The organism is Peribacillus sp. FSL H8-0477 (assembly GCF_038002765.1).
Lineage (GTDB): Bacteria > Bacillota > Bacilli > Bacillales > DSM-1321 > Peribacillus.
The window spans coordinates 1,217,732-1,232,661 of record NZ_JBBODE010000002.1 but is presented as its reverse complement, the minus strand read 5'-3'; the positions used below and the strand labels follow the sequence as shown (position 1 = coordinate 1,232,661).

The following is a 14,930-nucleotide window of genomic DNA, read 5'->3' as shown; positions in this document are numbered from 1 at the left end:
CCGACAAATGGCATATACATATTAGAGGTGAGGCACAATTGAAACGAGTATTAAAAGCATATGATTATCCTATCTTCATCGCAGTGGTGCTGCTCACTCTATTTGGACTTGTTATGGTTTACAGTTCAAGCATGATTATAGCAGTAGCAGGCAAATATAAAACCTTAGGATCGGATTTCTTTTTTGTCAAACAAAGAACCGCACTCATTATTTCCTTCGTCGCTATGTTGGCTGCCATGATAATCCCTTACAAAGCGTATAAAAATGTAAAATTTTTGATGTTTATGATGATTGGTATATCGGCAGCGTTAGCCTTCGTTACCATGTTTGGCTACACATCTAATAATGCAACCAGCTGGGTTCAAATTGGAGCTACTTCGGTTCAACCGGCAGAGTTTGCCAAATTGGCTTTGATTATCTATCTATCCGCCATTTATGGGAAACGTCAGGACCGGATTAATAATATTGATAAAGCGGTTATGCCGCCAATCTTTTTTCTCATCTTCATTTGTAGTTTAATTATCCTGCAGCCTGATTACGGTAGTGCGATGATCATCTTTCTTATTTCTGGATCCATTATTCTTTCATCTGGAATGACAATCAAGAGTATAGGTAAATTAGCTGTGATTTCAGCAGGCTTCGCTCTTATTCCTGCTTTTATCATGTTGATTACAGGTAAATTAACATCCATCCTATCTCCGGAAAGATTATCCCGTTTCACTGGTTTTATGGATCCATTTGGAACTGCTGCAGATGATGGATACCAACTAGTCAACTCTTTATTTGCAATCGGCTCTGGCGGTATAAGCGGTGTAGGTCTTGGCGATAGTGTTCAAAAATACGGATACCTGCCTGAAGCACACACTGACTTCATTATTGCCATTATTGCAGAAGAACTTGGTCTTCTAGGCGTACTGTTTGTCTTATTAACCCTAGGATTTATTGTGTTACGAGGATTCAGTCTTTCTTCAAGATGCAAAGATCCCTTTGGCAGTCTTTTATTAATCGGCATTTCTTCCATGATCGGCATTCAAGTGTTTATCAATGTTGGAGGAGCTACCGGCCTGATCCCAATCACAGGTATTACCCTTCCCTTTATTAGTTATGGAGGGTCCTCTCTCTTAATGATGATGATCTCAATTGGAATCTTCCAAAATGTCATTATGCGTATGAACTTAAACGCACAAAAAGAAAAGGAAACGACACTTACTAATCATGAATCTATGTAACTAGAAAAAACAGGCTGCCAATTTTGGCAGCCTGTTTTTTCATGATTATGTGAAGATTAGCTGGTTATGAATAACATGAACATTACTTTGTATGAAGTCCAATCTTCGTAAAGCCGCTTATTAAACTTAGAAGCGGACATAGCAGACAAAAGAATGCAAACGGTGCATAATCTAGCGTTGAAACACCTAGTACCTGTGTTAAGAAGACGCCGCATACGCCCCATGGAACTAACGGATTGACTACGGTACCAGAATCCTCAAGAGTCCTGCTCAACGATTTAGCGGCTAAACCTAGCTTATCGTATGATTCTTTATAAGCATTGCCTGGCAGAAGGACTGATAAGTACTGCTCACCTACCAAAAAGTTTACGCCAATTCCTGTCATTACAGTAGCAGAAACAAGGCGAGCCGTGGAATTTAACTTTTCCGCAATTGAATGTAATAGAGAAGGAATAATACCGAGACCAAATAAGAGCCCGCCCATTCCAAGTGCTAACAGCACAAGAGAAATCGAGAACATCATACTTTCAAGACCACCTGCTGTTAGAATTGTATCTAATTGTTCGACACCACTATCCATAACAAATCCGGAAAACAAAATAGTACCCATTTCTGTAATCGTCAGTTCTGGATGACCAATAAAAGCAATGACAACGGAAGAAATAATTCCGGCAGCAATCGTTGGAATAGCAGCCGTCTTTTTTAAAGCCAATATTCCTACTACAATAAACGGCAGCAAACTCCACAAACTTATAAATGAATGCTTCTCTAAAGCTTGAATAAGATTGGTTATTTCATTATCATTTCCGATAGCTACATTTGGTGATAAGAAATAAAAAATCGTAAAGGTAATAATAAACCCTGGTATGGTTGTCCACAACATGTTTTTGATATGGACAAATAAGGAAACCCCGACTGTTTCTGACGCTAGGTTCGTTGTATCAGATAATGGAGACATTTTATCGCCAAGGAATGCACCTGAGATAATCGCACCAGCTGTTATCGGAAGGGACAAACCATAGGCTGAAGCCATTCCAATGAAAGCTACGCCTAAGGTAGCAGCTGTTGTTAATGAGCTTCCTATACAAAGCCCTAATAATGAAGTCACTAAAAAAGTAACCGCATAAAAAGACTGATTTGAGATTAGTTCAAATCCATAATACATCATCGTCGGAATGGTACCGCTGACGATCCAGCCGGCGATTAACAGTCCTATGAAAAAGAAAATATAAATAGCCCCGAGTCCCGAAATCGCTCCTTGTATTAATGCCTTTTCCATTACACGAAACGAGAGACCTTTACAACCTCCGTATACAAACAATAATAAAATAGCTCCGATAATTGGTAAATGCGGATTCATTCCATAATAGATTATCCCTGTTCCAATCATGAGTAAAACACAAGATAAGATTAGCATCGCTTCTATGGTTGAAAGCTTTAGGTTCGTATCTTCTAGTTTCATAGCAATTCCTCACTCTCAAAGTTGTACTAGCAGAAAGACCTTAAGTAAGATGTAAAAACGAATCACTTCGCACTTAAACGCTTTTAAGCACTAAAGTATAGGATTAAATGTATGATAAAATTTACGTTCTGTCAATGCTTCATTTTAGCTCTTGCTTATTTACATGTGTAATAGGTGTGCAGTTACTCTTTTTGCTCGCTGATCTTAGCTAAAAAGGCACCTTCTATATAAGCAAGATGCCGCTTCAGAATGTTTGAATAAAGTCATTTAATTCCCCAACATAAATGGAAACCAGCGATACGTGATAAAATGTACTAGTTGAGTCCAGCTCATACACTCGATCCTCAGGAGAGAAAAGATAGACCCTTTTTCTAAGACCAAGAGCCATTCCCATTTCAATATGACTGCCTTTCCCTCCTGGCAGCAGCACGATTAAAAAGTCAGCGTTTCTAACACCTTGCATCTCTTCTTCACCAATCACACTTAATTCTGCTAATGATGAGGCTCGCCCATTTTGTGTCCAATCATAGGACAATTCATATCCTTTTTCAACCAAACGCTGATTTAGATAGTTAACATCCTGTATATTTTGGAAGCTTGAGGCAGTATAAAACCTTATTCTGTCCATTACGTGTTTTGATTCACTTTCAATTCTACAAACTTTCGCTTTCCGACTTGAACAACTAAACCATCTTCTATGATGACCAGAAGGTTATCATCCGCCACCTTTTCCCCATTTAATCGAATACCGCCATTTTTAATCATTCTTCTTGCTTCGCTTTTAGATGTTTGCAGCTTGAGTTCAACCAATAAATCTAAAACCCCTGTCTGAAGGGGTCCTTCCCAGGAAACAGAGGGTATTGTCTCCGGTAGAATTCCCTTTTGAAACACCGACTTAAAAGTTGTTTCTGCCTGTTCAGCAGCATAATGATCATGATACATAGAAACAAGGGTGCGGCCAAGCAGCATTTTCGCATCACGCGGGTGTAAACGGCCATCGCTCAGTGAACGCTCGATTTCGTTAATTTTCTCAACTGGCAGATTCGTTAGCAGCTTAAAGTATTTAACCATTCGTTCATCTGGGATTGACATCGTTTTCCCATACATGTCAGCCGGCGTATCATCAATGCCGATGTAATTAGCCTTAGACTTTGACATTTTTTCGACACCATCCAGTCCTTCAAGCAAGGGCATCGTTATGACTACCTGTTTTTCCTTACCATAATGCTCTTGTAGATGTCGCCCCATTAAAACATTGAAATGCTGATCCGTCCCTCCCAGTTCAATATCGCTTTCAAGTACTACTGAGTCATAACCCTGCATCAGCGGATAAAAGAACTCATGTAAAGATACTGGTTTCCCAGCTGCAAGCCGTTTCTCAAAATCATCCCGTTCAAGCATTCGCGCGACAGTAATTTTTCCCGCTAAACGAACAATATCTTCAAAATTCAACTCCGTGAGCCAACTTGAATTATAGTGAAGCTCTACCTCGTCCATATTCAAAACCTTGCCAAATTGTTTAAAGTACGTTTCTGCATTACGTTTCACTTCCTCGTCCGTAAGCTGCTTTCTTACTTCCGACTTTCCAGTGGGATCACCAATTTTTCCAGTAAAGTCACCAATGATTAATTGAATACGGTGTCCATACGCTTGGAATCTTTGCAGTTTATTTAAAACAACCGTATGCCCCAAATGAACATCAGGAGCAGATGGATCAAGTCCCAACTTAACCTTTAACGGTTTACCAAGTACAATGGACTTGGCAAGTTTTTCTTTAAATTCACCAGCCGGGAGAATCTCCTGTACCCCGCTCGAAAGTTCTTCAAATTGCTTTTCCAGCTCCGCCATTTGATTTTCTGTTAATACTTCCATATAGTTCATCATTCGTCTCTCCCCCATTTTCTCCATAAAAAAACACGCCCCCTAAAAAAGGGACGTGGTTATCTTTTATCTTGCACGCGGTACCACCCTTGTTGAAGAACATTCATTCTTCCGCTCAATCGAATAACGGTTCGTCCGTCCTTTGCTACTATCGTTCACAAAGGAAGCTCAAGGAGGTAATTCACCTAAATCTTTGTACCGATTTACACCAACCACCGGCTCTCTGAAACAGGGAGATTCGCTGCTACTTATTCCTATCATCGCTTTCTATTTTTCTGAATTGTTACAATATTATAACATAATTAGGAAGATGGTCAACTCTTAAGCAGGTAAATTCCCTGGCTTTCCTAAATAATAGCCTTGAGCTAATGAAATCCCTATCTGTTTACAATACTGAAGTTCTTCCTTGCGCTCAATGCCCTCTGCAAGAGTTATAATCCCTAGCTCCTTACATAACGCAACCACTTGTTTTAAAAATTGTTGTTTTTCAATAAGTTGATCACAATAATCAATTTTAGAACGATCTATTTTCACATAATTAGGAGCAAGTTTAATAAGAACATCTAAGGTAGCAAAGCCGCTTCCAAAATCATCTAAAGCCACACCAATTCCTTCTCGTTTATACACTGTAAATATGTTCTTTAAATGATCAATATCGTGAATTTTTTCCGTTTCAACTACTTCAAATACAAGGTCCGCTGGATTAACCTGATAGCGTTTTACAGCTTCAAAAGTATGTCTTAGACAAAATTCCGGATTGTATATCGTTGACGGAAGAAAATTAATAAAGCTTTTTATGCCGCTTGGAACAAAGCCTGCTCGGTTCTTAATCGCGGCCTGTCTAGCTTTTTGGTCAAGCATACTTTGCATACCCGTTTTTTGGGCTGTTTCAAATAATTCTCCTGGTGATATTCTTGCCAGCGGGTCACGTAAAAGTGATTCATATGCAAAAAGCTGGTCATTTTCTAAAGAATAAATAGGTTGAAAAATAGAGTTGAATTCCGTTTCTTGAATGATTGTCATTACTTCATGATGAGTAATTCGATTGGCTAGTTCCAATAGCGAATACACATGATAGGTTTTTTGAATAGATTTTAGAATCGAACCCTTGATTTCAGCAGCATTTGGTAAAGTAAGAATTTCCCTTACAATTGCTTCTAATTCTTCCTTCGAATTATAGGGTAAATAGATACCTTCACTGTCCTCGATCAGCCCGTTAAAACCTTTCAATACAACCTTTCCTTGGATATGCAAAAAACCAGGTGTATAGATTGTAAAATTCACGCCGCATGCACATGGACTCATGGTTACCTTCCCCTTAAACTGTACACAAATAAGTAAAAAATATAACGCTTCTTCACTATTCATTTAATCACATTCAATAGTTAAATCTTAAAAGATCTCCATTAATAATATCGTCTGACAGATTCAATTCTTTACTAACCGTTTCTTGGAAAGGCATACACGCTTCAGCATTCGTTTGTTCACCGCTGCCTTTGTGATAACAGGTGTTATCTTGATAGATATACTTTTCCGTTACAAACCCGCCATCACGAAAAATAACTGGGTGATTCTTAGGTCTAGTAAATAAATCATAGCCGAATGTGATTGCTTTATCTTTTATTCCAAGCAAATGAAGCAACGTCAATTGAATATCTACTTCACCACCTGGACTTGATATGGTCATCCCTTTTTGACCAGGAATATGAATAATAAGCGGAACTTGGCGGTACTCTGTGTGATCGACTGCCCTCTTTTCGCGATCAAGCATATCAGTTAAGGCATCTTCATATTTTTCTGATATACCATAATGGTCACCATATAAAATAAATATTGTGTCTTTGTACATCCCTTTTTTCTTTAATTGCTGAAAGAATTGTTTTATGGCTTCATCTTGATAACGAACGGTCGTCACATACCGGTTCACGACCCCTTCATCTGTATCTGCCAGGTTAATCATCTGATCCTCCTCATTTAACAAAAATGGAAAATGGTTAGTCAGCGTTATAAACTTGGCTAAATACGGCTTAGGCAGACTCTTCAGATAGGGAATCGACTGCTGAAAAAAAGGAATATCTTTGATTCCATAGTTTATAGAGTTTTCAGGGGTCACTGTATAATCACCTTTAGAAAAAAAGCGTTCATAGCCTAAGTTCTTATACATGTTCTCACGATTCCAAAAAGATGGGTCATTCCCATGGAAGACAGCGGAATAATAATTTTCTTCCTTTAATAACTTTTGCATACTAATAAACGTATTCTCTGGCCTTCTTACAAATACGGATCCACCAGACAAGGGATACAGACCAGTATCAACCATAATTTCCGAATCGGACGTTTTTCCTTGCGCAGTTTGATCATATATATGGCTGAAATAATAACTTTCTTTAATTAGATCATTTAAAAAAGGGGTAATTTCTTTCCCATCAATTTTCTGGTTGATAACGAAATCTTGTGTCGACTCCATACTAATAAGAACGACATTTTTCCCTTTTGCTATCCCAAATAAATCAGTTGTTTCCTCATTTTTATTTGAGACGAAATCTTTAATAACTGCCGTATCCGATTGATCGGCCATTGCCCGGCTGATTGGGGGTCGGAAACTAAGAACAATATCATATAAATGATAAGTATATGGACCCAGTTCCTTCACCATCTGCGTTCGGCTGTAGAACGTTTTATTGGATTGTGATTGAAGGAATCCTATACCAATCACAGCAGCTATTAAGAAAATGGCACAACTAGCAAACACCTTCTTATATCTGACTGATATCGGTTTCTTAACTAATTTTTGTTTTTTAACCAATAGAAGAAAAATCACGATATCAATAAACAAGAATAAATCCCAAATTTTCATTAATTCAAACGTACTCGGACCGATTCCGCCAACGTTTTTAAATTGGAATAAAATAGATACAGTTACAAAATCTATATAAAATCGGTAATATAATAAATCGCCGTAAAGCAGACCCGTTAACAGCAGCATAATAAGAATAAGGACATAACCATTCATTTTCTTAAAAAAGAAAAAACTCAAACCAAGTAAAAGCATTAAAGAACCCAATGGGTTAAAAATAATCAGCAGTACATCAATCCAGGAATGGATTGGTAAATTGAAACCAAGAAAAGAAACTACAACGGTTTTTAACCATAAGGTTACTACTGCAAGGATTGGAAAAAAGGCTTGAGAGGTTATTAGCTTTCTCATAGAGGTGCCGACCTTACCTTGCTCATTCCCTTCACTTTCACTAAACTTTGAATCATCAGCTTACACGTTTGCTCATTGTGAAAGCCCATCAAAGCAATTTGTACCCAGTTCCTCTTAATCAAATAGTCACTTTCATAGCTTAAGAAGATCCCTTTTTCCTTCAGTTGATCACCAATAATTCGAGAATTTAATCCATCTCGTACTTTAAGTGTAATAATGCCAGGCGAATAATCTTCATTGCCTAACACTTCAAATTCTGCATCAATCAGCTGTGCTCTAACAAAATCAGCTAACCGTTTTGTTTTCTCAGGATTTGCCTGTTTGACGCCTTCATAAAGTGCATTTACAAGATTAGATGAGTGTGTATAAGGGATACTCTCAGAGCAATGGTACATTCCTAAATCGAGATACCTCGGAATACTGCTGTCCGGCAGTACAGGTTCTCTATGAAATACTATAGCCAGGCCAGGATATGACCCAAGTCCCTTTCCACTAACAGTCGCCGCTAAATAAACGTTGCTTAGTTGAACCGGAACGATTCCGACAGAGCTGCATGCGTCGACACATAATTCGATTCCATGTTTTTTACAAATCTCTTGTATACCAGTCAAGTCATAAAGATACCCAGTTGATGTTTCACAATGAACTGTCCAAAGCCACTTGATTTCAGGATGGTCAAGCAAATATACGTCTACTTCCTGCAAATTAATAGCTGTATTCCATGGTTTCTCCCAAATGGAAAAGTCTAAGTTAAGTCGGCTTGCATGATCTACTAAACGGCAGCCAAATTCTCCATTAACCAATATGAGGCCTTTACCAGGAAGTTTTTGAATTTGGGCAGCAACGATATCATTTGCCAACGTACCTGTTCCAACGATTACTTCTGCATACTTGGCTTGAACGAGTCTGCATAATTCATTTTTCACTTGAAGCATTTCATCTTTAAACTGCTTTGAGCGATGTGATATGGGCGGCTGAGAAATAGCATGTAACACCTTGGGAGCCATAGAAACAGGACCAGGAAGAAATGTTCCCCCATGTGCAGCGGCTGTTTTTCGCTCCATTAATCTCTTAAAAACTTTACTAGATTTCTCAAATTGTTCTCGTGTTAAGTACATCGGTTGGAATTTCGCATCTCCTGTACCTGTCATCTCTCCGAACGCAACAAAACCAATTCGTTTATACAGTTTGATTTGCCGTTCCACACCAGAAATAAGTGCCATATTATACTCGTGATTCAAACAATGAGAAACTAATAAATCGCATAATTTAAAGAACACATAACTATTTCGATATTCTTTTTTCACGGCAAGAAGCCTTATTTCACAAGGTTTTGCATGTTGCGGTAAATAATAATCCAAATCGTCCATTTTGCCATCAAGCGAAAATGGACGATTCCCCCTTATAGCAATCATCCCAACTACCTCTTTGCCATCTTTAGCAACGACATACGTGTTTTCTTGATCATAGCGATCAATTAATCGCTGTTCACTATTTTTACTATGTTGTGGGATTTCATCCACAAACGTTTCATAATTCAACTGGTAAATTTGTTCAAATTCTTCAGTTGAATTCGCTATTTTGTAGCTTAGGGACAAATCTCCCATGTTAAAACGCTCCTTTTCAATGAATCTACGGTACTTACAATTACAACTTCAATTTACATGGTTAGAAGTAGAGAGATTAGTACCTTTCCGTGGATAAATATGAACTAATAGCACAAGTATAAGCATAACCAACAATCCGATTGTCTCAGTCCGAGTCTGCCCTGCATACCAAGAAGTAATTGGAATGGTCAGCATCGCAAATAAGCCGGTTATCGTGAACTTACGAAAAAGCAGGTACCCGCTTCCCAGTACAACACCCGCAATTAAAATAGCTTCTGGAATAATGAAAAGTGTTGCCGCCAAAAAGACAACTACCCCTTTTCCTCCCCGAAATTCCAGATGGAGCGGCCATATGTGTCCCACAAGTACAAATACCGCAGAAATAATCAGCAATATATTATTCAGCTCTAATCCCTTCTTAACGATGGTAAGAACAATAAGTGTTTTTCCTACATCGATAAATAAGGTAAGCAAAAAACCCTTTTTCCCTAAGTGTCTTCCCGCGTTTCTCGCCCCTGCATTCCCGCTTCCAACTAATCGAATATCGTCTCCAGACATGAATTTTGCCGCATAATATGCTCCATTGATACTCCCAAACAAATAAGAGAAGCCCATTAGCATCAGAAACTGTAACAACTCTCCACCTTCTATACAATATATTACAAATATACCATTGAAAATTATGGTTACTACTCATTTAAAGAATAAAGTGCTTTTTTGTAAGATGCAACCTATATATATTTATTTCTTCATAATAAATGGTAATTTTTTTAATAACCTACACAAAAAATTGTAAAACCTCTAGTTTCATATTTTAATAAGAGTGCGCAGATATTGAATCAATTTAATGTTGGAAGGAAATAGTGCCGGAGGAGTTACCTAGGATCACCTGAATCTAACAACTCTATAAGAAACAGTGTCGTGAAGGGAATTGTGTGACTCAGTTGCCGCTATGACTATGCTTTCACTGCGGAATGTCCTACAAACGACAAGGAGGAATATTTAGTAAATTTGCCAATATGTCCCTCCTAACATATATAAAAAAACTGTCTTGCAAGGTCAAACAATGACCTTACAAGACAGTTTTCAGATTAAGCTTATTATCTTCCCACATCATCCATCGGATTAAATAATTCTACGGCTGGATTTTTATCCTTAAACCAGCGAAGCGCAAATTCGTTCTCAAACAAGAATGCATATTTATCATAACGATCCTTTACAAGGATACTCCTGCTGTTATGAAGGTTTTCATCAATTTTTTCTTCAACGGCCCAGCGGGTAATTTTATTTCCCATTCGTTCCATTATAACTTCGACATTATATTCATGACGCATACGGTGTTCAAACACTTCAAATTGAAGTTGACCTACTGCTCCGAGTAGATATTCTTCCATTCTTACCGTTTTAAACAACTGAATAGCTCCTTCTTGAACTAGCTGGTTAATTCCCTTATGGAAGTGTTTTTGCTTCATAACGTTTTTCGCTGTAACACGCATAAATAATTCTGGTGTAAATTGAGGAAGACGTTCAAATTGATACATGTCCTTACTTGTAGTGATCGTATCACCAATTTGGTAATTACCTGTATCATAAAGCCCAATGATATCGCCAGCTACTGCTTCATTAACCGTATTACGATCATCAGCTAAAAATTGTGTAGAGGAAGATAAATTAATCGGTTTACTCGTTCTACTTAAATTCACACTCATTCCGCGTTCAAATTTACCTGAACAAATTCGTAAAAAGGCAATCCGGTCACGGTGCTTTGGATTCATGTTCGCTTGAATTTTAAAGATAAAGCCTGAAAAATCTTTAGCCAAAGGATCAATCTCACCTGTAGTCGCAGCTCGAGGCTGTGGTGCAGGAGCAAATTGAAGATAGGCATCCAAGAATGTTTGCACACCAAAAGCAGTTAATGCACTCCCAAAGAAGACTGGGCTTAGTGTACCGTTAGCAATTGCCTCTTCAGAAAACTGATTACCGGCTTCAGATAATAGCATGATTTCTTCAAGTGTCTGTTCATAAAGCTGAGAATCCTTTAACTCATTCCCATCCATCAGTTCGCCAGATTCATCAAGTGGAAGGAAACGTTCTTCTCCCTCTTTTTTGAACTGTTCAATTCTGTTATTAAACCGGTCATAAATCCCAATAAAGTCTTTGCCCATTCCAATCGGCCAGTTCATCGGATAAGATTCAATTCCGAGCACTTCTTCTAATTCAGCCAACAGTTCCAGCGGCATTTTACCTTGACGATCCATTTTATTTACAAAGGTAAAGATGGGAATTCCACGCATACGGCAAACTTTGAAAAGCTTAATCGTTTGATCCTCGATACCTTTTGCAGAGTCAATAATCATGACGGCGCTGTCGACTGCCATCAGTGTCCGATACGTATCTTCACTGAAATCTTGGTGACCAGGTGTATCAAGGATATTAACGCGGAAATCATCATAATCAAACTGCATTACTGAGGAAGTAACAGATATTCCCCGTTGTTTTTCAATTTCCATCCAGTCACTCGTTGCATACTTACCTGTCTTTCTTGCTTTAACGGTTCCGGCATCTCGAATTGCTCCACCGAATAATAGTAATTTTTCTGTTAATGTCGTTTTCCCGGCATCCGGGTGAGAGATAATAGCAAAGGTTCGTCTTGATTGAACCTCTTCTTTTAAATTTGTCATGTGTGAGTTCCTTTCTTTCCATTAATATAAGCACTTTCTATGCTATAAGCCATCCGGCATTTTTACATGGGTAACAACCTTCCCCTGATTATCTTTATCCAGCCATTTTAAAAAGTAGTTTGCAATATATGTACGCTCATTAATCCATACGTTTAAAAATATATCATATTCACTTCTTTTTTGGCTACAATACAAGGAAAAAAGTCAGTTTCCAATTATTCGACTAAACAAGGAACAAAAATAAAAGACGCCCCATCGGCGTCTCTGCTTTTACCCTATTCAGCTGTTAACTCGTTTAGAACGCTTACGATTATTCCAGTATTTTTTAACTTGTTTTATAACAATAGGAGCAATTAATACAGCTGCCCTTTTAATCAATGTCTTTTTCACACAGCAACATCCTCTCTATTTTAGCTACATAGTATAACTTTACCCTTTTTGAAAGAATTAAAACGGCATTCGAATTTCATCCACATTAGCTTAATAGAACAATTTGACTTGTTCCTCTCTTTTTGTTTAACAGTCCAGCAACAGGGATATAGTAATAGTGAATTAAAAAATGACTAGATTGAAAGGGAGCTGGAAAATTTGAAACCATTATATACTGCAGTTGTAACCGCATCAGGCGGAAGAGATGGACATGTAAAATCTGAAGACGGCATTATTGACTTTGATGTAACCACTCCAAAAGAGCTTGGCGGTCAGGGAGGACAGGCAACCAATCCTGAACAACTATTTGCCAGCGGCTACGCGGCATGTTTTGATGGAGCCTTAAATCTTATGTTAAGCAAAGCGAAGAAAAAAGCAGATACTACAGTTACTGCAAATGTTACTATTGGTAAAGATGAGGCGGACGATGGGATGAAACTTGCTGTAAAACTAGACATTTCTATTCCTGAAATGGACCGTGAAGAAGCACAGCAATTCATCGAGAAAGCACATGCATTCTGCCCGTATTCAAAAGCTACGAGAAATAACGTAGACGTAACATTAAATCTTGTTTAAAAAAATGAGAGGCTGTCCAGTAGATGGCAGCCTCTTTTTTGCATTGTCTATTCGCAAGAATTCAACCTTTATATTTTCTCTAAAAATCCTTCCCTCAATCTAATAGGAAGTTCAATAATAGTCTCATTTAGTATATCAAGCTTAGCCTCCACTCGATGAAGCAGATAGAGGGTGACGATAATTGGGAATCCAACATCACTGATGAATGGAAGAAGATCCTCCATGAATATCACCACACATTTCTATTAAGTCGAGCGACCTAAAAGAAGGTAAATCAATTAAGCTGCTCGTTTTTTATTTTACTTCATATCCTTTAACGTTTCGCTCAACAAGGTTTGCTGATTTTTTATTGATAAAATCTCCAGATGAAGTCAGGAAGATATTTGCCTGAAGAATTTGATCCATAGCTTCATTTACTTTGGTAACATCAACCGGCTCAATAGGTGAATCAATGGATATTGTAGATGTTTTCCCCAGCTGTGTCGTAAATTGAAGTTCAAGTGTTTTTGCCAACTCGTTCACCTCCTCTCCTTAATCCGTATTCATTAACCCGTATTCATTAACCCGTAATCAATGCTGTATCTTGTCTTGTTACTTCTGTTACTGGGAACACTTGAAGACTAGCAATCGCCGTTGCTGCTTGGAAAATTTGTTCTGGTGTAGCCTGTGTTTTTACGCTGGAGTATGATTTGCGTTTAACGATAGCCTCTCCTTTTTCATTTAGTCCCGCATCATAACCAATGCGGATTAAGCTTGAATGTAAGATTTCATTTGCCATGTTTTTCACCTCCTTTCACCCTATATATACCAAATTCCAGGTTGAAAGTAGCATCGGTCCAAAACTTATTTATTACACAGAATGAATTTGTCCTATTGGAGGCAATTCAAAGTATTACATTTACTATTTTTAAGTCAAGAATAAACGGGTATGATTATAAGGGAGACAGATTAACAGATAAAAGTGAGGAGTATATTATGAAAATAGCACTTATTTTAGTTGTTTTTATCCTAGCCGTACTCATTATCTTATGGATTCAAAATCGAAAAACAGTCCCTTTCTCGAATATGGATTCCATACGAAAACCCATTAAAATCGGCCACCGTGGTGCTTCTGGCTATTGTCCTGAAAATACAATGGCCTCTTATCAAAAAGCCATCGATTTAGGTGTTGATTTTATCGAAATAGATATTCACATGTCGAAAGATGGCAAGCTGATCGTTCACCATGATCCACAATTAGATCGGACAACCAATGGCAAGGGATTATTAAAGGATTATACATCCGAACAATTGATGAAAATGGATGCTGGAAGCTGGTTTAATCCAGATTTTTGTCACGAACGAATCCCTCTGCTAACCGAAGTACTTGATAAGTTTCTACCACAGGCCGGGATATTAATTGAAATTAAACATCCTGAATTAAATCCCGGAATTGAACAGGTTCTTACGACTGTTTTAAAGAACTACCAATCAGATCACAAGCGTATTATGATTCATTCATTTGATGTAGCTTCCATGAAAAAATGCCATGAACTAATGCCCTCAATTCCTGTTGGGGTGTTAGTTAAAAACAGTCCCTTAGGTATTTCGGATAAATTTCTCCATGAAGTATCTGAATTTGCTGCATTCGTGAATCCAAAACATACGATGATGAGTGCAAAACTAAAACAAAAGATACATAGGCATGGAATGCGCGCATTTACGTGGACTGTCAATGACAAAAAAAAATTAAAAGCCTTTGAAGCAATTAAGCTTGATGGAATCATTACAGATTTCCCAGACTATCTTTAATTAATGGTCATTTACAGACCAAAAAAGACTTATCCTCGTGATAAGTCTTTTTTGGTTGTGCCAAAG

14 protein-coding genes and 1 other annotated feature are annotated in these 14,930 nt (G+C 37.9%); of the genes, 3 read left to right on the top strand and 11 right to left on the bottom strand.

The features are described 5' to 3' along the window. Positions 1 to 38 precede the first annotated feature (38 nt). Positions 39 to 1,229 carry an FtsW/RodA/SpoVE family cell cycle protein gene (locus MHI18_RS17715; RefSeq protein WP_340849279.1) on the top strand — a complete coding sequence of 397 codons (1,191 nt, stop codon included), beginning with the start codon at positions 39 to 41 and terminating at the stop codon, positions 1,227 to 1,229. Positions 1,230 to 1,311: 82 nt separating this feature from the next. Here the strand turns inward: MHI18_RS17715 and nhaC are convergent, their stop codons facing one another. The 8 genes from nhaC to MHI18_RS17675 all read right to left on the bottom strand — a co-directional run bounded on the left by nhaC (position 1,312) and on the right by MHI18_RS17675 (position 12,068). Further along, positions 1,312 to 2,691 (bottom strand): Na+/H+ antiporter NhaC, encoded by a 1,380-nt coding sequence (gene nhaC / locus MHI18_RS17710; protein WP_340849277.1) that lies wholly within the window; start codon positions 2,689 to 2,691, stop codon positions 1,312 to 1,314. Between the two features lie 244 nt (positions 2,692 to 2,935). Then, positions 2,936 to 3,319, bottom strand: a complete 384-nt coding sequence (locus tag MHI18_RS17705) for a nucleoside 2-deoxyribosyltransferase (protein ID WP_340849275.1) — start codon at positions 3,317 to 3,319, stop codon at positions 2,936 to 2,938. After that, the gene (tyrS, locus tag MHI18_RS17700) at positions 3,319 to 4,575 is read right to left on the bottom strand and encodes a tyrosine--tRNA ligase (RefSeq protein WP_340850321.1); all 1,257 of its coding nucleotides are present in this window, start codon (positions 4,573 to 4,575) and stop codon (positions 3,319 to 3,321) included. The genes MHI18_RS17705 and tyrS overlap by 1 nt, the downstream gene beginning before the upstream one ends. Positions 4,576 to 4,618: 43 nt before the next feature. Continuing rightward, positions 4,619 to 4,842 (bottom strand) — a binding site (T-box leader). Between the two features lie 51 nt (positions 4,843 to 4,893). Beyond that, positions 4,894 to 5,877 (bottom strand): EAL domain-containing protein, encoded by a 984-nt coding sequence (locus MHI18_RS17695; protein ID WP_340849273.1) that lies wholly within the window; start codon positions 5,875 to 5,877, stop codon positions 4,894 to 4,896. Positions 5,878 to 5,950: 73 nt separating this feature from the next. Then, positions 5,951 to 7,780: an LTA synthase family protein gene (locus MHI18_RS17690; protein WP_340849271.1), complete on the bottom strand. Its 1,830-nt coding sequence runs from the start codon at positions 7,778 to 7,780 to the stop codon at positions 5,951 to 5,953. Continuing rightward, positions 7,777 to 9,387 carry an aminotransferase class V-fold PLP-dependent enzyme gene (locus MHI18_RS17685; protein WP_340849269.1) on the bottom strand — a complete coding sequence of 537 codons (1,611 nt, stop codon included), beginning with the start codon at positions 9,385 to 9,387 and terminating at the stop codon, positions 7,777 to 7,779. The genes MHI18_RS17690 and MHI18_RS17685 overlap by 4 nt, the downstream gene beginning before the upstream one ends. 48 nt (positions 9,388 to 9,435) lie before the next feature. After that, entirely contained in the window at positions 9,436 to 10,023 is a 588-nt protein-coding gene (locus MHI18_RS17680) for a glycerol-3-phosphate acyltransferase (RefSeq protein WP_340849267.1), read from the bottom strand. Between the two features lie 464 nt (positions 10,024 to 10,487). After that, positions 10,488 to 12,068, bottom strand: coding sequence for a peptide chain release factor 3 (locus MHI18_RS17675; protein ID WP_340849265.1), 1,581 nt, complete (start codon positions 12,066 to 12,068; stop codon positions 10,488 to 10,490). Between the two features lie 588 nt (positions 12,069 to 12,656). Here MHI18_RS17675 and MHI18_RS17670 point away from each other — a divergent pair. Then, complete coding sequence (locus tag MHI18_RS17670) at positions 12,657 to 13,073, top strand: organic hydroperoxide resistance protein (RefSeq protein ID WP_340849264.1); 417 nt, start codon at positions 12,657 to 12,659, stop codon at positions 13,071 to 13,073. Between the two features lie 68 nt (positions 13,074 to 13,141). Here the strand turns inward: MHI18_RS17670 and MHI18_RS17665 are convergent, their stop codons facing one another. From MHI18_RS17665 to MHI18_RS17655, 3 genes are all read right to left on the bottom strand, one after another. Then, a complete protein-coding gene (locus MHI18_RS17665) occupies positions 13,142 to 13,297 on the bottom strand; it encodes a YvrJ family protein (protein WP_340849262.1) in 156 nt (51 codons plus the stop codon). Positions 13,298 to 13,367: 70 nt separating this feature from the next. Further along, a complete protein-coding gene (locus MHI18_RS17660; protein WP_340849261.1) occupies positions 13,368 to 13,586 on the bottom strand; it encodes a DUF2922 domain-containing protein in 219 nt (72 codons plus the stop codon). Between the two features lie 46 nt (positions 13,587 to 13,632). Further along, on the bottom strand, positions 13,633 to 13,851 hold the full coding sequence (locus MHI18_RS17655) for a DUF1659 domain-containing protein (RefSeq protein WP_340849259.1): 219 nt from the start codon (positions 13,849 to 13,851) through the stop codon (positions 13,633 to 13,635). A gap of 197 nt (positions 13,852 to 14,048) precedes the next feature. Here MHI18_RS17655 and MHI18_RS17650 point away from each other — a divergent pair, with 197 nt between their 5' ends. Further along, entirely contained in the window at positions 14,049 to 14,864 is an 816-nt protein-coding gene (locus MHI18_RS17650; RefSeq protein WP_340849257.1) for a glycerophosphodiester phosphodiesterase, read from the top strand. Positions 14,865 to 14,930: the final 66 nt, after the last annotated feature.

Coding starts and splice junctions, on each gene's coding strand:
- MHI18_RS17655 (WP_340849259.1), bottom strand. CDS start 13,851: ATGGCAAATGAAATCTTACATTCAAGCTTAATCCGCATTGGTTATGAT.
- MHI18_RS17690 (WP_340849271.1), bottom strand. CDS start 7,780: ATGAGAAAGCTAATAACCTCTCAAGCCTTTTTTCCAATCCTTGCAGTA.
- MHI18_RS17650 (WP_340849257.1), top strand. CDS start 14,049: ATGAAAATAGCACTTATTTTAGTTGTTTTTATCCTAGCCGTACTCATT.
- MHI18_RS17685 (WP_340849269.1), bottom strand. CDS start 9,387: ATGGGAGATTTGTCCCTAAGCTACAAAATAGCGAATTCAACTGAAGAA.
- MHI18_RS17665 (WP_340849262.1), bottom strand. CDS start 13,297: ATGGAGGATCTTCTTCCATTCATCAGTGATGTTGGATTCCCAATTATC.
- MHI18_RS17705 (WP_340849275.1), bottom strand. CDS start 3,319: ATGGACAGAATAAGGTTTTATACTGCCTCAAGCTTCCAAAATATACAG.
- MHI18_RS17675 (WP_340849265.1), bottom strand. CDS start 12,068: ATGACAAATTTAAAAGAAGAGGTTCAATCAAGACGAACCTTTGCTATT.
- tyrS (WP_340850321.1), bottom strand. CDS start 4,575: ATGATGAACTATATGGAAGTATTAACAGAAAATCAAATGGCGGAGCTG.
- nhaC (WP_340849277.1), bottom strand. CDS start 2,691: ATGAAACTAGAAGATACGAACCTAAAGCTTTCAACCATAGAAGCGATG.
- MHI18_RS17695 (WP_340849273.1), bottom strand. CDS start 5,877: ATGAGTCCATGTGCATGCGGCGTGAATTTTACAATCTATACACCTGGT.